The 16,910-nt window shown below is 61.3% G+C and carries 17 protein-coding genes; 5 read left to right on the top strand and 12 right to left on the bottom strand.

The window, feature by feature from the left end; genetic code table 11:
- Window positions 1-61: 61 nt before the first annotated feature.
- Together ATI14_RS13465 and ATI14_RS13460 are read right to left on the bottom strand one after the other, a co-directional pair.
- The gene (locus ATI14_RS13465; protein WP_016974385.1) at window positions 62-3,127 is read right to left on the bottom strand and encodes an efflux RND transporter permease subunit; all 3,066 of its coding nucleotides are present in this window, start codon (window positions 3,125-3,127) and stop codon (window positions 62-64) included.
- A gap of 6 nt (window positions 3,128-3,133) precedes the next feature.
- Window positions 3,134-4,237, bottom strand: a complete 1,104-nt coding sequence (locus ATI14_RS13460) for an efflux RND transporter periplasmic adaptor subunit (protein WP_016974384.1) — start codon at window positions 4,235-4,237, stop codon at window positions 3,134-3,136.
- Between the two features lie 93 nt (window positions 4,238-4,330).
- Between ATI14_RS13460 and ATI14_RS13455 the strand changes: the two genes are divergently transcribed.
- Window positions 4,331-4,966 carry a TetR/AcrR family transcriptional regulator gene (locus ATI14_RS13455; protein WP_016974383.1) on the top strand — a complete coding sequence of 212 codons (636 nt, stop codon included), beginning with the start codon at window positions 4,331-4,333 and terminating at the stop codon, window positions 4,964-4,966.
- Window positions 4,967-5,080: 114 nt separating this feature from the next.
- On the opposite strand, the gene ATI14_RS13450 is transcribed toward ATI14_RS13455, so the two are convergent.
- The gene (locus ATI14_RS13450; RefSeq protein ID WP_016974382.1) at window positions 5,081-5,863 is read right to left on the bottom strand and encodes a class I SAM-dependent methyltransferase; all 783 of its coding nucleotides are present in this window, start codon (window positions 5,861-5,863) and stop codon (window positions 5,081-5,083) included.
- A gap of 96 nt (window positions 5,864-5,959) precedes the next feature.
- Here ATI14_RS13450 and ATI14_RS13445 point away from each other — a divergent pair, with 96 nt between their 5' ends.
- The gene (locus ATI14_RS13445) at window positions 5,960-6,580 is read left to right on the top strand and encodes a hypothetical protein (protein WP_016974381.1); all 621 of its coding nucleotides are present in this window, start codon (window positions 5,960-5,962) and stop codon (window positions 6,578-6,580) included.
- Between the two features lies 1 nt (window position 6,581).
- On the opposite strand, the gene ATI14_RS13440 is transcribed toward ATI14_RS13445, so the two are convergent.
- The 6 genes from ATI14_RS13440 to ppc form a co-directional block, all read right to left on the bottom strand.
- Window positions 6,582-7,409, bottom strand: coding sequence for an isocitrate lyase/PEP mutase family protein (locus ATI14_RS13440; RefSeq protein ID WP_080520414.1), 828 nt, complete (start codon window positions 7,407-7,409; stop codon window positions 6,582-6,584).
- A gap of 27 nt (window positions 7,410-7,436) precedes the next feature.
- Window positions 7,437-8,297, bottom strand: a complete 861-nt coding sequence (locus ATI14_RS13435; RefSeq protein ID WP_016974379.1) for a DUF72 domain-containing protein — start codon at window positions 8,295-8,297, stop codon at window positions 7,437-7,439.
- Window positions 8,297-8,587 carry a hypothetical protein gene (locus tag ATI14_RS13430; RefSeq protein ID WP_016974378.1) on the bottom strand — a complete coding sequence of 97 codons (291 nt, stop codon included), beginning with the start codon at window positions 8,585-8,587 and terminating at the stop codon, window positions 8,297-8,299. Before ATI14_RS13430 ends, ATI14_RS13435 begins: the two co-directional genes overlap by 1 nt.
- Window positions 8,588-8,747: 160 nt before the next feature.
- Window positions 8,748-9,434: a tRNA (adenosine(37)-N6)-threonylcarbamoyltransferase complex dimerization subunit type 1 TsaB gene (gene tsaB, locus ATI14_RS13425; protein WP_080520415.1), complete on the bottom strand. Its 687-nt coding sequence runs from the start codon at window positions 9,432-9,434 to the stop codon at window positions 8,748-8,750.
- Window positions 9,435-9,524: 90 nt separating this feature from the next.
- A complete protein-coding gene (gene adk, locus ATI14_RS13420; protein ID WP_010212617.1) occupies window positions 9,525-10,172 on the bottom strand; it encodes an adenylate kinase in 648 nt (215 codons plus the stop codon).
- A gap of 279 nt (window positions 10,173-10,451) precedes the next feature.
- Window positions 10,452-13,079 (bottom strand): phosphoenolpyruvate carboxylase, encoded by a 2,628-nt coding sequence (ppc, locus tag ATI14_RS13415; protein WP_080520416.1) that lies wholly within the window; start codon window positions 13,077-13,079, stop codon window positions 10,452-10,454.
- A gap of 185 nt (window positions 13,080-13,264) precedes the next feature.
- Here ppc and ATI14_RS13410 point away from each other — a divergent pair, with 185 nt between their 5' ends.
- From ATI14_RS13410 to lptF, 3 genes are all read left to right on the top strand, one after another.
- Window positions 13,265-13,609, top strand: coding sequence for a hypothetical protein (locus ATI14_RS13410; RefSeq protein WP_016974376.1), 345 nt, complete (start codon window positions 13,265-13,267; stop codon window positions 13,607-13,609).
- A 282-nt stretch (window positions 13,610-13,891) separates the two neighbouring features.
- Entirely contained in the window at window positions 13,892-14,317 is a 426-nt protein-coding gene (locus tag ATI14_RS13405; RefSeq protein WP_016974375.1) for a DUF4398 domain-containing protein, read from the top strand.
- Between the two features lie 56 nt (window positions 14,318-14,373).
- Complete coding sequence (gene lptF / locus ATI14_RS13400) at window positions 14,374-15,159, top strand: lipotoxin F family OmpA-related lipoprotein LptF (protein WP_016974374.1); 786 nt, start codon at window positions 14,374-14,376, stop codon at window positions 15,157-15,159.
- A 56-nt stretch (window positions 15,160-15,215) separates the two neighbouring features.
- Here lptF and ATI14_RS13395 read toward each other — a convergent pair whose 3' ends face one another.
- From ATI14_RS13395 to ATI14_RS13385, 3 genes are all read right to left on the bottom strand, one after another.
- Window positions 15,216-15,509 carry a hypothetical protein gene (locus ATI14_RS13395; RefSeq protein ID WP_231124360.1) on the bottom strand — a complete coding sequence of 98 codons (294 nt, stop codon included), beginning with the start codon at window positions 15,507-15,509 and terminating at the stop codon, window positions 15,216-15,218.
- A 105-nt stretch (window positions 15,510-15,614) separates the two neighbouring features.
- A complete protein-coding gene (locus ATI14_RS13390) occupies window positions 15,615-15,941 on the bottom strand; it encodes a PA3694 family proteiin (protein WP_016974372.1) in 327 nt (108 codons plus the stop codon).
- Window positions 15,938-16,843, bottom strand: a complete 906-nt coding sequence (locus tag ATI14_RS13385) for an alpha/beta hydrolase (protein ID WP_031320444.1) — start codon at window positions 16,841-16,843, stop codon at window positions 15,938-15,940. Before ATI14_RS13385 ends, ATI14_RS13390 begins: the two co-directional genes overlap by 4 nt.
- Window positions 16,844-16,910: the final 67 nt, after the last annotated feature.

The following is a 16,910-nucleotide window of genomic DNA, read 5'->3' as shown; positions in this document are numbered from 1 at the left end:
GCCTCACGCCCCAACCGGGGCGTGGTAACACAGGGTCGTGTTGAAACGCTGCGTGGCGCGATTACGCGGCGTCCTTCCTGACCCGGAACCAGGCAGCGTACAGTGCCGGCAAAAACAGCAGCGTCAACGCCGTCGCCACAATCAACCCGCCCATGATCGCGACCGCCATCGGCCCGAAGAACACGCTGCGCGACAAGGGGATCATGGCCAGCACCGCCGCCAGGGCCGTCAGCACGATCGGCCGAAAGCGTCGTACGGTGGCCTCGATAATCGCCTGCCAAGGCGCCAAACCTGCCTTGATGTCCTGTTCAATCTGGTCCACCAGGATCACCGAATTACGCATGATCATCCCTGAAAGCGCGATAGTCCCCAGCATGGCCACAAAACCAAAGGGCTGACGGAATACCAGCAGGAACAGCGTCACGCCGATCAAGCCCAGCGGCGCCGTCAGAAACACCATCGCAGTGCGCGAGAAACTGCGCAATTGCAGCATCAGCAGGGTCAACACCACCACGATGAACAACGGCACACCGGCCTTTACCGAATTCTGGCCACGGGCGGAATCTTCCACCGTGCCGCCCACTTCAAGCAGGTAGCCGTCCGGCAGTTCTGCGCGCACGCCTTCAAGCGTCGGCAGGATCTGTTGCACCAGGGTCGCCGGTTGTTCCTTGCCATAGATATCGGCGCGAATGGTCACGGTCGGCAGGCGGTTGCGGTGCCAGATAATGCCCTCCTCGAAACCGTACTCGAGGGTGGCGATCTGCGAGAGCGCCACACTTTTACCGTTGTCGGTCGGCACCGCCAGGCTTGGCAGCAGCGACAGCTCCGTACGCTCATGCACGGTGCCGCGCAGCAGGATTTCGATCAACTCGTTGTCTTCGCGGTACTGGCTGACGCTGGAACCGGTGAGTGAGCTTTGCAGGAATTTCGACAGGTTGGCGGTGCTGACGCCGAGCGCACGGGCACGGTCCTGATCGATATTCAGGTAGACGATTTTGCTCGGTTCTTCCCAGTCCAGATGCACATTGACCACGTGGGAGTTTTCGCGAACCCTGGTCGCCACTTTCCGAGCCAACGCGCGGACTTCTTCAATGTGCTCACCCGTCACACGGAACTGCACCGGGTACCCCACGGGCGGGCCGTTTTCCAGGCGCGTGACCCGCGAGCGCAAGTCAGGGAATTGCTCGTTCAGGGTTTCAATCAGCCAGGTGCGCAGGCTCTCGCGCTCCTCGATGGTTTTCGCCAACACCACAAACTGCGCAAAGCTGGCCGCCGGTAATTGCTGGTCCAGCGGCAGGTAGAAACGCGGTGAACCGGTGCCCACATAAGCCACGTAATTTTCGATGCCCGCGTGTTCCTTGAGCAGGGCCTCCAGGCGCTTGACCTGATCGGCGGTATTGCTCAACGAGGCACCTTCAGCCAGTTTCAGGTCGACCATCAACTCCAGACGCCCGGAAGCGGGGAAGAACTGTTGCGGCACAAACCGGAACAGCGCCACCGAGCCGATAAACAGCACCAGCGTCAGCACGATCACGGTTTTGCGACGACGCACACACCACTCGACCAAACGTCTTACGCGCTGGTAGAACGGCGTGCCGTAAGGATCAGGCCCATCAGTACCGTGTTTGGCTGCATGAATTTTCGCCAGGTCCGGCAGGAGTTTTTCCCCCAGGTAGGGCACAAACACCACGGCGGCGACCCAGGACGCCAGCAAGGCGATGGTCACCACCTGGAAAATCGAACGGGTGTATTCGCCGGTGCTCGACTGCGCGGTGGCAATCGGCAGGAAGCCCGCTGCGGTGATCAGCGTGCCGGTGAGCATCGGGAATGCGGTGCTGGTCCATGCGAAGCTGGCGGCTTTGAGCCGGTCGTAACCCTGCTCCATTTTGATCGCCATCATTTCCACGGCGATGATTGCGTCGTCCACCAGTAGGCCCAGGGCCAGCACCAGCGCGCCGAGAGAAATCTTGTGCAGGCCGATGCCCAGGTAATACATGGTGGCAAAGGTCATCGCCAATACCAGCGGAATCGCCAGGGCCACTACCATGCCGGTGCGCACACCGAGGGAGAAGAAACTCACCAGCAGCACAATGGCCAACGCTTCAGCCAATACCTGGACAAATTCTCCGACACTGGTTTTCACCGCCGCCGGCTGGTCCGACACCTTGCGCAGCTCCATGCCGGCCGGAAGGTTCTTCTGCAGGCGTGCGAATTCACCTTCCAGGGCTTTGCCCAACACCAGAATGTCGCCGCCGTCACGCATAGCCACCGCAAGGCCAATCGCATCCGCGCCCATGTAACGCATGCGCGGCGCGGGTGGGTCGTTGAAGCCGCGGTGGATGTCCGCGACGTCGCCGATACGGAACGTGCGGTCGCCCACCCGAATCGGAAAGTTGCGGATCTCTTCGACGGTCTTGAAGTTGCCCGACACGCGCAGTTGCACGCGTTCGGTCGGAGTTTCGAAGAAGCCTGCGGTGGAGACGGCGTTCTGTTCCTGCAGGGCTTGCTGCACCGCCGCCAATGGCAAGCCGAGGGTCGCCAGTTTGAGGTTGGACAGTTCGATCCAGATTTTCTCGTCCTGCAGGCCAAGCAGCTCGACCTTGCCCACATCCGCTACGCGTTGCAGCTGAATCTGGATGCGGTCGGCATAATCCTTGAGCACCGCGTAATCAAAACCATCGCCGGTCAGCGCGTAGATATTGCCGAAGGTGGTGCCGAATTCATCGTTGAAAAACGGCCCCTGGATGTCCGGCGGCAAGGTCTGGCGGATGTCGCTGATCTTCTTGCGCACCTGGTACCACAGGTCCGGAATCTGCGCCGAGTGCATCGAGTCGCGGGCCATGAAGGTGACCTGGGATTCGCCGGGGCGCGAGAAGGAGACAATGCGCTCGTAGTCGCCGGTCTCCATCAGCTTTTTCTCGATGCGCTCGGTGACCTGACGCGAAACTTCCTGGGCCGTGGCCCCCGGCCAATTGGTCTTGATCACCATGGCCTTGAAGGTGAACGGCGGGTCTTCGCTTTGCCCCAGCTTGGTGTAGGAAAAGGTGCCGACCACCGCCAGCAGGATCATCAGGAACAGTACGATCTGGCGATTACGCAGCGCCCATTCGGAAAGATTGAAACCCATGGGGGACTACTCCTTGTTCGCCGCCAGATTGACCAGTCGGTTGGAACGGTCCACTGGGCGCACTTGCTGGCCCTCATGGAGCACATGCACACCCGCCGCAATCACCCAATCCTCGGGGTTCAAGCCCTCCAGCACCGGCACGGTTCTTTCACCGAAGGCACCGATCCGCACCGGGGTACGTTTAAGCGTGTTGTCCGGCTGCACGCGCCAGACGTAGGAAGCGCCGTTCTCCGCACTAAGGGCCGAGAGCGGCACCGACAGCGGAATTACGCCGTCCACCTGTATGAAAACCCGCGCGCTCTGGCCCAGTTCAGCCGGGACTTTGCCGCCGGTAAATGCCACGCGGGCGGCGAAGGTGCGCGACTTTGGATCGGCGGCCGGCGACAGTTCGCGGATGCGCCCGCTGAAACGCTGATCCGGCTGGCTCCACAGTTCCACCGACACCGGCTGGCCGATCTTGAAACGGCCGAAGCCCTGTTCAGGCAGGCTGATCAGCACTTCGCGCTCGCCATCGGTGGCCAGGGTAAACACGGTCTGGCCAGCCGACACCACCTGGCCGACCTCCACGGCGCGCTTGGCGACCACGCCGTCCTGGGGCGCACGCAACACCGCGTAGCCGGCCTGGTTGCTGGACACGTCGAATTCGGCCTTGATCTGCTTGAGGCGCGCTTCGCCGGATCGGTATAGGTTTTCAGAATTGTCGTACTGGGAACGGCTGACCATCTGACGGTCCATCAGCGTCTTGTAGCGGTCACGTTCGGCACGAACCAGGTTCAGGTTGGCTTCGGCGGCAGCCACCTGCGCGCGCGTCGCTTCCAGTTGCAGGCGCACATCCTGGGGATCGAGTTCCGCCAGCGGCTGGTTGGCCTTGACGCGCTCGCCCTCCTCCACCAGGCGCTTGCTGACTTTGCCACCGATGCGAAAGGCCAGGTCGGGCTCGTAGCGCGCGCGAACCTCGCCCGGGTAGCTGTCCATTGCCTGCGCCGATGGCTGGGGTTGCACCACCATGGCCGGGCGAATGGAGGTTTGGGCCGCTTCTTCATGGCCACAGGCGGCCAACAGGAAGATCAGGCTGACAGGCAACGCAAGGGGCAGGAAAGTGCTGCGCATGCTGAAGGACCTTTCGCAAATGTAGCTAGGAATAATTATACTGGCGGGTATGTTATTAATACCAAACTCACCAGTCCAGTATTAAAGGTGGAAATGTCCGACAATCCTGTGAACACCAACAGCCCCGGGCGTCCCAAGGACATGGCAAAACGCCAGGCAATCCTCGAAGCAGCGAAAATCCTGTTTTTGAGCAATGGTTACGCCAGTACCAGCATGGATGCCGTGGCCCTTGAGGCCGGCGTATCAAAACTGACCGTCTACAGCCACTTCACCGACAAAGAAACGCTGTTCACCGCCGCCGTAGTGGCCAAGTGCGAAGAACAGTTGCCGGTGATGTATTTCGAGCTGCCCCAAGGCATGCCCGTGAAGACCGTACTGCTGAACATCGGGCGCGGGTTTCATCGGCTGATCAACAGCGAGGAGTCGGTAAACCTGCATCGCCTGATGATGACCACAGGCAATCAGGACGTGAAACTCTCGCAGATCTTCTTTGAGGCGGGGCCGATGCGCATGCTGCAGGGCATGGAGCGCCTGCTCGGCAAGATCGACCAGAGCGGCGCACTGAGCATCGACAAGCCGTTTACGGCGGCCGAGCACTTTTTCTGCCTGCTCAAGGGCACGGCGAATTTTTGCTTGCTGTATGGCTGTGGCGGGCAATTGAGCGAGGAAGCCGCCGAGGAGCATGTGCGGGAGGTGGTGGGGTTGTTTATGCGGGCTTATCGGCCCTGAGGCTTGTGTTGCCTTGGCGGGAGCCATCGGGGGCAAGCCCGGCTCCCACAGGGGAACGCGTTCCAATGTGGGAGCTGGCTTGCCTGCGATAAGGCCCTTAAATCCAGTAAAAACTCAGGGCTTGAGGGCTTTCTTGGGATAGATGTCATACCGGCTGGACTTGCCGTCCAGCGCATGGCTCGGCTTGGGCCCCTCGATGCACGGCGCCTTGCGCGGGCGCTTGACCACCACGCGGTGGCTGGCTAACGCCAGAGCGGCCGCCAGCAGTGCCGGGGCATCCGGGTCATCACCGACCAGCGGCCGGAACAGGCGCATTTCCTTCTTCACCAGCGCCGTTTTCTCACGGTGCGGGAACATCGGGTCCAGGTAGATCACCTGCGGCGGCTCCCCTTCCCAGTTGAGCATCACGTCGATGGAATTGCCCTTGAGCAACTTCATGCGCGCCACGATCGGCGCCACTTCAAAATCATCCGCGCCGCGTGCCAGCCCGTCTTCGAGCAAGGCGCCGATCAACGGCTGGCGCTCGATCAAACTCATGTCGCAACCCAGGCTGGCCAGTACGAACGCATCCTTGCCCAGCCCTGCCGTGGCATCCAGCACTCGCGGGCGCACGCCTTGGGCGATGCCGACGGCCTTGGCAATCATCTGCCCGCTGCCACCGCCATACAGTCGCCGATGGGCGGCGCCACCTTCGACAAAGTCCACGCGCACCGGCCCCGGCGCGTCAGGCCCAAGCTGCTGCAACTGCAGGCCGTGTTCGCCGACTTGCAGGGAAAAGTCCGCCTCATCCAGCTGCAAAGGCAGGCCAAGCGTGGCTGCCCATTGCTCGGCACGCGCCTGGAAACCTTCGGCCAAAGCCTCGACCCGAATGCGGCTGGCCGCTGGTTGCTCGCTCATCAATCACTACGCTCAAAAATATTAAGGATCGGCCCATAACGGCCGATAAAAACAACAGTCAGGTATTTTGCCAGAGCTGAGCGTCGACCGAGAAAAATGTCAGACATTCTTCCCCTAACCATCGGTGTACTGCCGACCCACAACCACTACGGCCTGCGCAATACCCAAGCGCTGGCCGGGGTGAGCCATGTGTGGCAGGACTTCTTCGCCCGTGCGTTGGCCGAACAGCTCGGCGACACGCCGCAAGCGCTCGCTGCCCAGGCGCCGGCACCGAAGGACCCGGCGGTAGAGCCCAGCGAAGGCGCCGATTTGTTGTCGCAAATCCTCACCCAGCGCGCGTGCGACGTAAAAGACACGGAAATCGCCCCGCCTGAACCGTTGTTCCTGCCGATCGCCGAATTCGAAACCGAGTTGCTGCCGCCACCGCCGACACCGTTTCCTGCGGACGAGATCGTCGCCCAACAGCGCCAGCAAACCTTCGAAAGCGAATGGGTACGCCCACTTGTGTTGAACGCCGGCCAGCCGCTGCCCGAGCCTGGCCCGGCGCCGGAACCACGCCCGTTGCACCTGCCGATTGCCGAGTTCGAACTGGACCTGCTGCCACCCGCGGCCGTGCCGTACCCGACCGAAGAATTGGTGGCACAGCAGAAGGCGCTGGACTTCGACTACCACTGGGCGCGCCCACTGGTTCTCAACAACCTGCGCCTGGCTGCCTGACTCAGTTCTTGAAAAACCCGTTGGCCTGGCTGAACGGCATTTTGCGGTCGGTAAACGTGAAGGTGCCCCATTCGGCCACCTCCTGTGCCGCCCGATAGAACTCGCCATACGCCGCCAAAGCCATCGCCGAGCCGACGCTGATACGCCGCACGCCCATCTCGCTCAGTTGCGCCACGCTCAAATTCAAACCGCCGGACATCAACACATTCACCGGTTTGGGCGCGACCGCCTTGACCACCGCCAGCACTTCTTCAGCCGTACGCAACCCTGGCGCATAGAGCACGTCGGCGCCTGCCTCGGCGTAGGCTTGCAGGCGGCGGAGGGTGTCAGGCAAATCCAGGCGACCATGCAGGAGGTTTTCCGCACGGGCCGTGAGCATGAACGGAAACGGAAGGCTGCGCGCGGCGGCAACGGCGGCTTCCACGCGTTCAACCGACAAGTCGAAAGGGTAGATCGGGTCGGCCGAGATCCCCGTAGCATCTTCGATGGAGCCGCCGACGATGCCCGTAGCAGCAGCGCGCAGGAGGGTCTGGGCGCAGCCTTCGGGGGTATCGCTGAAACCGTTTTCCAGGTCAGCCGCCACCGGCAATGCGGTCGCGCGAACAATCGCTGAAGCATTGCCCAGTGTGTCTTCCAGCGACAATGCGCCTTCCGCATCCGGACGCGCCAGGCTGAAGGCAAACCCGGCACTGGTAGTGGCCAGCGCTTCAAAACCCAGGCTGGCGAGCATGACGGCGGAACCGGCGTCCCACGGGTTGGGCATCACAAACGCGCGATCACGCTCATGCAGGGCCTTGAAGCTTTCAGCGCGAAGGGTTTGGGCATCCATGACTGACTCCTGGCGGGAAAAGGAGCCTTAGAGTAACCCCAGTTGCTCCGCTTCGGGTTCTCGGTGCAGGGTCGGCAGTGGCGGTAAGCCTGGCAGACGGGCCATCAGTTTGTCGTGAAAGCGTAATGCCAATTGCGCGGCCAGGCGGTTATCCGAGGTGTGCAGGAACATGTAGGGGGTGCGCCCCTCTTCAATCCACACTGCGATTTTCTCGACCCACGGAATCAGGAACGGGTCATTGGCCTCAAGCTCCGGGTGGCCGATAAATCGTACCTGGGGAAACCGGGTCAACGCAGCCGGGCGCGGCGGTACCTTGGGCTTTTTCGATTGGGCGTGCAGCACCGCCGCCGACGTGGACGTGCAACTGAACAACGCGCGCGGGTCCAGGCAAATCCGCTCGACGCCGCGATCGCGCAGCAGGCGGTTGAGCCTGCGCTCGGCATCACCCTTGGCGAAAAACTCCGGGTGGCGCACTTCCACGGCTAACGGGCGTTCCAGACCGTCGATAAAACCGGCCAGTTCGGCGAGGCGCTGGGGCGAGAAGTTCGCCGACAGTTGCAGCCACAGCGGCGAAACACGCTCACCCAGCGGGCTCATCAAGCCGACAAAGCTTTCGGCTGCCGGCAATTGCTCGCGCAAGTCGCCGCCATGGCTGATGTCGCCGGGGAATTTGGCGGTGAAGCGGAAATCTGCAGGCATGATTTCTGCCCAGCGCTGCACCGTGGCGGCCGCGGGGCGGGCATAAAACGTGGTGTTGCCTTCAACGGCGTTGAAGACTTGGGAGTACAGCGACAGGTAATCGCCGGAACGCGCATCAGCCGGGTACAGGTACTCGCGCCAGGCGTTTTCACTCCAGGACGGGCAACCGATAAAGTAAGGCAGGCGCATCAGATATGGATGTCGAGACCCAGCACTTCCATATCCCATTCGACAAAACCGGCGGTGGTCAGGTAGCTGGCCAGGGCGGTGGCGACGCTTTTGCTCATGGAGCGGGGGAAGACCATGTCTTGCTGGCGGGCGGGAAAACCGCTGATACGCGCTTGAGTGTTGGCATGTGCCTCGGACTGGACTTCAATGAAGTCCGGCGAATCCTCAACGGAATCGTCTACCGTGACGTTCGCCTTACGCGGCTTGCGCTTGATGGGGTAGGACTGTGAGGAAAAGCCGTCTATACGCATGGATGCGAACTCGGTATCAGTGATGGCATTTTAGTGGCGCGATCCGGTGCGCGCAAATGCTCTGGTGATAACTAGAACACATAATTTGTAAAAGGTTTAGAAACAGGGGCAAATTCTGACGATTGGAGATTTTTGCCCCACATTGCCCACCTTTTTGACGTCAAATAATCCCGCGCTCAGCCTTGGTCTGCGCCACTTTATCGCGCAAATAAACCGGCGCTGCCTGATCAGCCGGGATGGCTTCACCCCGCTCGAAAGCGAAGCGTGCCAGTGCCAGCAAGTCTTCGGCATGGGGCAACATAGCGGCGTCCTGGTCGACCACTTTCACGCCGATGCGCTCGCCATAGCCCCAGCCGGTGCCCGCACCGAACCAGTCACCGCTGACATCCTCGGGCAGCACAGAGGATTCCGGCGGCTGCACCGCTTCCCCCCCCACCAGGCGCATTTCGCCGGCAGTTTCGCGGTAGCAGCCCCAGTAGACTTCATCCATGCGCGCATCGATCGCCGCCGCCACCTGCGTAGCGCCATGCTCACGCAGCGCGCGCTGGGCCAGCACGGCCAGGTTGGAAACCGGCAACACCGGGCGCTCCAGTGCGAAGGCCAGGCCCTGTACCACGCCGATGGCGATACGCACACCGGTGAAGGCACCGGGACCACGGCCGAAAGCGATGGCATCCACGGCGGACAACGTCGTGCCCGCGTCTTCAAGCAGTTGCTTGATCATCGGCAACAGCTTTTGCGCATGCAGGCGCGGGATCACCTCGTAGTGGCTCGTAACCTTGCCGTCGTGCAGCAGGGCAACGGAGCAAGCTTCAGTCGCGGTATCCAGGGCCAACAGGGTGCTCATCGGTGCGGGTGTCCAGGTCGAAAAAAAGTGCGCCAGTATAAACAACAACGGCCCGCAAGCGGGCCGTTATCCATGCAACAGGCGTTGCGATCAGCTCAGTGCTTGCAGCACTTTGGCGGTGATCGCTTCTACCGAGCCGACGCCAGGAATGTGGCTGTACTTCGGCTTGCCTTGGGCGGCGGACAGTTTCTGGTAGAAATCCACCAGCGGCTTGGTCTGGGAATGGTAGACCGACAAACGATGACGCACGGTTTCTTCGGTGTCGTCTTTACGTTGCACCAGGTCTTCGCCGGTGACGTCGTCCTTGCCTTCAACCTTTGGCGGGTTGTAGACGGTGTGGTACACGCGGCCCGAGGCCTCGTGAACGCGGCGGCCTGCGATACGCTGAACGATTTCTTCGTCTTCAACCGCGATTTCAACCACGGCGTCCAGCTCTACACCGGCCTTCACCAGGGCTTCCGCCTGGGGAATGGTGCGTGGGAAGCCGTCGAACAGGAAACCATTCTTGCAGTCTTCCTGGCTGATGCGTTCCTTGACCAGGTTGATGATCAGGTCATCGGAAACCAGGCCACCGCTGTCCATCACGCTCTTGGCGATCAGGCCCAGCTCGGTGCCAGCCTTTACAGCAGCGCGCAGCATGTCGCCGGTGGAGATTTGTGGAATGCCGAATTTTTCAGTGATGAACTTTGCCTGAGTACCTTTACCGGCCCCGGGAGCTCCCAGCAGAATGACGCGCATCGATGTGCTCCTCAATTTTTTATAGAGATGACGCTCGGATTCGCCGCGTGGGGGCAAATCTCGTAAAAAAGGGTCCAGGCCGATCAAACGGCCAAAGGCTGATCAAGATACACAGCAGGCCCTGTCCATACAAGCCGCCGAAAGTCGCAGCAACCCGGCCCCGGCATGCGCCACGAGCCGGGTGAGCCTGAGTGCCACCTGCCCCCTCAAACATCGACCGCCCTTTTCAGGGCGGCCGCTGCTGTTTATACGCAAGCCTTTGAGAACACGTGAAAAACCTCAGCCAGTGTTGCGCAAACCGGCGGCAATACCGGCCACGGACACCAGCAGCGCCTGTTCCAGAGGGCTGTCCTGCGCGGCTTCCTGTTTGCGCGAGCGCGCCAGCAACTCGGCCTGCAACAGGTGCAACGGGTCGAGGTAGGTGTTGCGCAGGCGGATGAACTCAAGCGTGTCCGGGCTATGTGCCAGCAGTTGCGACTGGCCGGTCAGGCCAAGCACCACGCTGCACGCCTGCGACAATAGGTCGCGTAAGTGCGCACCCAATGGCAGCAGGTCGGGCTGCACCAGGCGTTCGTCATACAGCTGGGCAATGTCGGCATCGGCCTTGGCCAGCACCATTTCGAGCATATCGATGCGCGTGCGGAAGAACGGCCATTGCTCGCGCATCTGCCCCAGCAACTCGCCTTCGCCGCGCTCCAGCGCCTTGCTCAACGCGGCTTCCCAACCGAGCCAGGCGGGCAACATCAAGCGAGTCTGGGTCCAGCCGAAAATCCATGGAATGGCACGCAGGCTTTCGATGCCACCGGCACGGCGCTTGGCCGGGCGGCTGCCCAATGGCAGACGGCCCAACTCCTGCTCGGGTGTGGACTGGCGGAAATACTCGACAAACTGCGGGTTTTCGCGCACCACGGCGCGGTAAGCGCTGACGCCGTCCGCGGCCAACTCGTCCATCAAATGACGCCACGCCGGTTCGGGTGGCGGAGGTGGCAGCAACGTGGCTTCGAGCACGGCAGCCAGATAAAGGTTGAGGTTTTGCTCGGCAATGTCCGGCAGGCCGAATTTGAAGCGGATCATCTCGCCTTGCTCGGTGGTACGGAAACGCCCCGCCACCGAACCCGGCGGCTGCGACAGGATGGCCGCGTGGGCCGGGCCGCCGCCACGGCCAACGGTGCCGCCGCGACCGTGGAACAGCAGCAGTTCGACCTGCTGCTCGCGGCAGATGTCCACCAGACGCTCCTGCGCCCGGTACTGCGCCCAGGCGGCGGCGGTGGTGCCGGCATCTTTGGCCGAGTCCGAATAGCCGATCATCACTTCCTGCGGGCCTTGCAGGCGTGCGCGGTAGCCCGGCAGTTGCAGCAGGCGCTCCATCACCGGCCCGGCATTGTCCAGGTCAGCCAGGGTTTCGAACAGCGGCACCACGCGCATCGGCCGTTGCACGCCCGACTCTTTAAGCAGCAATTGCACCGCCAGCACGTCGGATGCGGCGCCCGCCATGGAAATGACATACGAGCCCAACGAGGCCTGTGGCGCAGCCGCTATTTCCTTGCAAGTGTTCAACACCTCGGCCGTGTCGGCGGACGGTTCGAAATACGCCGGCAGCAACGGGCGCCGGTTCTCCAGCTCCTGCGTCAAGAAGCTGATGCGCGCTTCTTCGTCCCAATCCTCATAGCGACCCAGGCCCAGGTAATCGGTGATTTCGGTCATGGCCGCGCAATGCCGGCTGGAGTCCTGACGCACGTCCAGGCGCACCAAAAACAAGCCGAAGGTCACGGCGCGGCGCAGGCAATCGAGCAGCGGGCCGTCGGCGATGACGCCCATGCCGCAGTCGTGCAGGGACTGGTAGCACAGCTCAAGCGGCTCAAGCAGCTCGCGGTTATCCTGCAACACTTCAGCCGAGGCCGGCGTGCTGGCCGTCAGCGACGTATGGGCCCATTGGCGGGTGGCGCGCAGACGTTCACGCAGTTGCTTGAGCAACGCACGATAAGGCTCGACGCTGTCGCCGACCCGGGCCTGCAAGGCCGGGCTGGCGTGTTGCATCGACAGCTCGGAAGCCAGTTGATCAACATCGCGCAGGTACAAATCCGCCGCCATCCAGCGCGCCAGCAGCAGCACTTCGCGGGTCACAGGGGCAGTCACGTTCGGGTTGCCGTCACGGTCGCCGCCCATCCACGAGGCGAAGCGAATCGGCGCTGCCTCCAGCGGCAAGCGCAAACCGGTGGCGGCGTGCAGGGCCTGGTCAGCCTTGCGCAAATAATTCGGAATGGCGTGCCACAGTGAATGCTCAATCACTGCAAAGCCCCACTTGGCTTCGTCCACCGGCGTTGGGCGGATGCGACGGATTTCTTCGGTGTGCCACGCCTCGGCGATCAGCCGCTGCAGGCGGTCGCGGATCTGCTCGCGCTCGGCCGTGGTGAGGTCGCGGTGGTCCTGCAGCGCCAATTGCGCGGCAATCGCATCGTATTTCTGGATCAGGGTGCGGCGCGCCACTTCGGTAGGGTGGGCGGTGAGGACCAGTTCAATCTCCAGCTGCGCCAACTGACGGGCCAGGGATTCATCGCTGTGGCCTTCGCCTTGCAGACGGGCCAGCAACTCGGGGAGTACGCGGGATTCAAACGGCGCCGGTTGCGACTCATCGCGGCGATGAATCAGTTGGTACTGCTCGGCAATATTGGCCAGGTTTAGAAACTGGTTGAAGGCCCGGGCCACCGGCAGCAATTCATCTTCCTGCAACTGGTTGAGGCTGGCGCTCAACTCGTCGGCGGCGCCCCCGCGGTCAGCCTTGGCGCCTTTGCGGATCTGCTCGATCTTGTCGAGAAATTCATCGCCGTACTGCTCTCGAATGGTGTTGCCCAACAGCTCACCCAGCAGGTGAACATCCTCACGCAAGCGTGCATCGATATCAGTCATCAGCCAATCTCCAACCAGAAATCCGGGACGCGCAAGTGTCCCAGAGTGCCGTCCGGTGCGGTTTCTGACAAGACACTTTAAACCTTGGCGCTTGCAGCTAGTCTCTACAGTAAGCCGCCACGCTATCCACGCGGTGGCCGGTCACTCATCACCGCCCGTAACACGCGGGCTTAACTGAGGTTGCCATGAAAATTCGAGAATTGGCCCAGCATTGGGAAGAGAACGCCAAGGGTCGCCTGACCAAAACCGAATACGCGATTCACCTGGATGTGGAATCCGCCGCCCGGCTGGCGGCCATCGCCGAGATGTACCCCAAACGCCACACCGAAGAGCTGCTCGGCGAACTCATCGGCGCCGCCCTTGAAGAGCTCGAAGCGAGCTTTCCTTACATCAAGGGCAAGCAGGTGATCGCCACCGATGAAGAGGGCGACCCGCTGTACGAGGACGTCGGCCCTACCCCGCGCTTTCTGACATTATCGCGGCGCTATCTGCATGATTTGTCAGCCGGTTCTGACGAACAGAAGCACTGATAAACATTTATAAACCCTGACCAAACCCTTGTATTCCGGGCCTCACAGAGGCTCGGCGTACCGCTGCGCATGGCAAAAGTTCCAACTTTTAAACACTGACCAATGAGTCAGTAATTTTTTTAGGCAAATCGCCATCTTCTCTGAACTTTTGAAAAAAGCCTCCGGTCACAGCAGGTAAGCCATCACTTGGAACGATCGTTTGAACAGGCGCCATGTGCTTTACCGGCGGGCCCCGCAACCGACCGACCGTGATGGAATTTGATGTTTTTCAGGAGTTATCCAATGGAGTTGAAGACGATGAAGACCAGCACTGCCAAATCCTCGTTTAACCACCTGCGCGGGCTCAAATTGGCCGCGCTGGCAATCGGCACCAGCTTCATTCTGGCTGGTTGCGCCGGTAACCCGCCGACCGAGCAGTACGCCGTGACCCAGTCTGCGGTGAACAGCGCGGTCAGCGCCGGCGGTACCGAATACGCACCTGTGGAAATGAAGTCGGCTCAGGACAAGCTCAAAGCCGCCGAAATCGCCATGCACGACAAGAACTACGACAAGGCTCGCCAGCTGTCTGAACAAGCCGAGTGGGATGCTCGCGTCGCTGAGCGCAAGTCTCAGGCCGCCAAAGCCCAGCAAGCGGTGAAGGATTCTCAGAAAGCTGTTGATGAGCTGCGCAAGGAAGGCATGCGCCCTGCTGTGATCCAACAGCAGTAAGCCACCGCCTCTTGACTGCATCGCACCTGATATCGAATTAAAAGGACGACACGACTATGCGTAAACAATTGATGATCCCTGCTCTGCTGGCGATGAGCGTTGCCCTGGCGGCCTGCTCCACCCCGCCTAACGCGAACCTGGAAAACGCACGGACCAACTTCTCGGCCCTGCAGACCAACCCGCAATCGACCAAGCTCGCCGCACTTGAAACCAAAGACGCCAGCGAGTGGCTGGACAAGGCTGACAAGGCCTACCGCGACAAGGAAGACGAGAAGAAAGTCGACCAGTTGGCCTACCTGACCAACCAGCGCGTTGAAGTGGCGAAAGACACCATCGTGCTGCGCGAGTCCGAAGCCAAGCTGAAAAACGCCGGTGACGAACGTGCCCGTGCACTGCTGGACGCCCGTGACGCGCAGATCAAGCAACTGCAAAACAGCTTGAACGCCAAGCAAACCGATCGCGGCACGCTGGTGACGTTTGGTGACGTGCTGTTCGCCACCAACAAGTCCGACCTGAAATCCAGCGGCCTGGTGAACATCACCAAGCTGGCTCAGTTCCTGCGCGACAACCCGGACCGTAAAGTGATCGTCGAAGGCTACACCGACAGCACCGGTTCGGACTCGTACAACCAGAGCCTGTCCGAGCGTCGTGCGGCGTCCGTACAACGCGCGCTGGCCCAGCAAGGCGTGGATATCTCGCGCATCGTGACCCAGGGTTACGGCAAGGAATACCCGGTTGCCGACAACGGCAGCGTGTCGGGCCGTGCCATGAACCGTCGCGTTGAAGTGACCATCTCCAACGACAACCAGCCAGTCAAGCCACGCTCTGCCGTTGCCAACTGATTGATTGACGCCGGATAAAAGAACCCCACCTTAATGGTGGGGTTTTTTTTGGTCGATCAGGCGTTGATCTGGCGACCGTTGTCGTTGCCCGGCATCATCGCTTCCATGCCCTTGCGCCCTGCCGCCAACTGCTCCAGCTCTTCGGGCGTCTTTTGGCACTCGTCACACCCGGAGCCTGCCGAGCCTTCACCGCCCTGAGCGCCAGTGCCCGCGGAGAGCATTTCCATCAGCCGCTTGATCAGGTCAGGCTCTGGTTTTTCCTGCGGCTGCGCACGTTGCAGGCTGCTTTGATCCAGCCCGTTCTGGCCCCTGGCCATGCCCAGCATCCTGCCAATCGCTCCAATATCCATTCGTCACACTCCCGGTTCGTACTGCGTAAGTTGGCTGTCAGCCACGCTGACAACCCAGTCAGTGGCGTCTTACGCGATACGGTTCCAGATATTTCAGCGCGACGGTCATTGCTCCAATTGCGGGGTTTCCTGGCCCATGCAACGCACGGCCTGTTTCTTGTTGTTCACCAGCACACCGCTCAAGCCTTTTTGCTCGGTGTCGAACATCACCAGCACGCCATCGACGCATTGCGCGACTTGCGCGGCGGGGGTCAGGGAAATCTTGTAATCCTCACCCGGTACGGTCTTGAGCATCGTGAAATCGCTGAGCAACAACGCATCCTCGGGCTTGGCGAAGTGCAGGTAGCCGTAGTACCACAGGCAACCCACCGTGCCGATGATGGTACCGATGCCGGTGAGGATCAGCGGGATCATGTTGCGTTCTTCGCTCATTGCGGGCTCTCTGATGAATCAAGTTTGGGAGTCGGATAATTCGGAATCTCGCCCAGTCGCCGCAGGCCGTTGAAGTGCTGCGGGTCGTGCAGATAACGCAGCATCACGGTCTGCCAGGTCTTGTCGGCAAAGGTTTGCACATGCCCGCCTCGTGTCAGTTGCAGCACACGAGGCGGCGGCGCGGCCTGGTAAAGGCGAATGCCGTTGGCCAGCGGCACGATCGGGTCATCCAGGCTGTGGAACAGCAATTTAGGCACGCCGGTCAGCCGGGGCATGGCGTTGATCGCGCTGTCGCCATCGGGCACCAGCCACGACAGCGGTACCTGGAACGGCCATGTTAACCAGGAGGTGCTAAGCGCGAATTGTCCTACGTCACGATAACTGGCAGGCACGCCGTCCAGCACCAGCGCCTTGAGCTGGCTCTGGCGCTCGGGATGAGCCGCGAGGTAGTGCACCGCCAACGCGCCGCCGAGGCTTTGGCCGAGCACGATAAGCGGTTGATGTTGGGTTTCAGGCGCTTTGTCGAGCCAGCCGAAGGCGGCGTCGATGTCCTGATAGATCGCCGGCAGCGACGGTTTGCCTTCGGACAAGCCATAGCCGCGATAATCCAGCAACAGTACTTGATAGCCCTGCTCCGGCAACCACCAGCTGCCGCCCAGGTGCCAGGACAGGTTGCCGCCATTGCCATGCAAGTGCAGCACGGTGCCCTTGAGCGGCACGCCGGGTTTGGCCGGCAGCCACCAGGCGTGCAGCTTCACGCCATCGGCGGTGGTGAGGGTGACGTCGCGGTAGGGCAAGTGGGCTTTTTCCGGCGTGAACGGCAGGCCGGGCTCGGGGTAGAACAGCAGGGAACTGCAGCCGTTCAGTGTAAGTAACAGGCAAAGAATGCCGAGGATTCTCATCCGTCGAAGCCTCGCAATTGAGAACACAGGAGATCAACTGTGGGAGCTGGCTTGCCTGCGATGGCGG

The sequence above is a fragment of the Pseudomonas tolaasii NCPPB 2192 genome (assembly GCF_002813445.1).
Taxonomy (GTDB): Bacteria; Pseudomonadota; Gammaproteobacteria; order Pseudomonadales; family Pseudomonadaceae; genus Aquipseudomonas; species Aquipseudomonas tolaasii.
Note: the sequence above shows the minus strand (reverse complement) of the source record. Positions and strands in the feature narration are given on the sequence as shown.

Coding starts and splice junctions, on each gene's coding strand:
- ATI14_RS13465 (WP_016974385.1), bottom strand. CDS start 3,127: ATGGGTTTCAATCTTTCCGAATGGGCGCTGCGTAATCGCCAGATCGTA.
- ATI14_RS13460 (WP_016974384.1), bottom strand. CDS start 4,237: ATGCGCAGCACTTTCCTGCCCCTTGCGTTGCCTGTCAGCCTGATCTTC.
- ATI14_RS13455 (WP_016974383.1), top strand. CDS start 4,331: ATGTCCGACAATCCTGTGAACACCAACAGCCCCGGGCGTCCCAAGGAC.
- ATI14_RS13450 (WP_016974382.1), bottom strand. CDS start 5,863: ATGAGCGAGCAACCAGCGGCCAGCCGCATTCGGGTCGAGGCTTTGGCC.
- ATI14_RS13445 (WP_016974381.1), top strand. CDS start 5,960: ATGTCAGACATTCTTCCCCTAACCATCGGTGTACTGCCGACCCACAAC.
- ATI14_RS13440 (WP_080520414.1), bottom strand. CDS start 7,409: ATGGATGCCCAAACCCTTCGCGCTGAAAGCTTCAAGGCCCTGCATGAG.
- ATI14_RS13435 (WP_016974379.1), bottom strand. CDS start 8,297: ATGCGCCTGCCTTACTTTATCGGTTGCCCGTCCTGGAGTGAAAACGCC.
- ATI14_RS13430 (WP_016974378.1), bottom strand. CDS start 8,587: ATGCGTATAGACGGCTTTTCCTCACAGTCCTACCCCATCAAGCGCAAG.
- tsaB (WP_080520415.1), bottom strand. CDS start 9,434: ATGAGCACCCTGTTGGCCCTGGATACCGCGACTGAAGCTTGCTCCGTT.
- adk (WP_010212617.1), bottom strand. CDS start 10,172: ATGCGCGTCATTCTGCTGGGAGCTCCCGGGGCCGGTAAAGGTACTCAG.
- ppc (WP_080520416.1), bottom strand. CDS start 13,079: ATGACTGATATCGATGCACGCTTGCGTGAGGATGTTCACCTGCTGGGT.
- ATI14_RS13410 (WP_016974376.1), top strand. CDS start 13,265: ATGAAAATTCGAGAATTGGCCCAGCATTGGGAAGAGAACGCCAAGGGT.
- ATI14_RS13405 (WP_016974375.1), top strand. CDS start 13,892: ATGGAGTTGAAGACGATGAAGACCAGCACTGCCAAATCCTCGTTTAAC.
- lptF (WP_016974374.1), top strand. CDS start 14,374: ATGCGTAAACAATTGATGATCCCTGCTCTGCTGGCGATGAGCGTTGCC.
- ATI14_RS13395 (WP_231124360.1), bottom strand. CDS start 15,509: ATGGATATTGGAGCGATTGGCAGGATGCTGGGCATGGCCAGGGGCCAG.
- ATI14_RS13390 (WP_016974372.1), bottom strand. CDS start 15,941: ATGAGCGAAGAACGCAACATGATCCCGCTGATCCTCACCGGCATCGGT.
- ATI14_RS13385 (WP_031320444.1), bottom strand. CDS start 16,843: ATGAGAATCCTCGGCATTCTTTGCCTGTTACTTACACTGAACGGCTGC.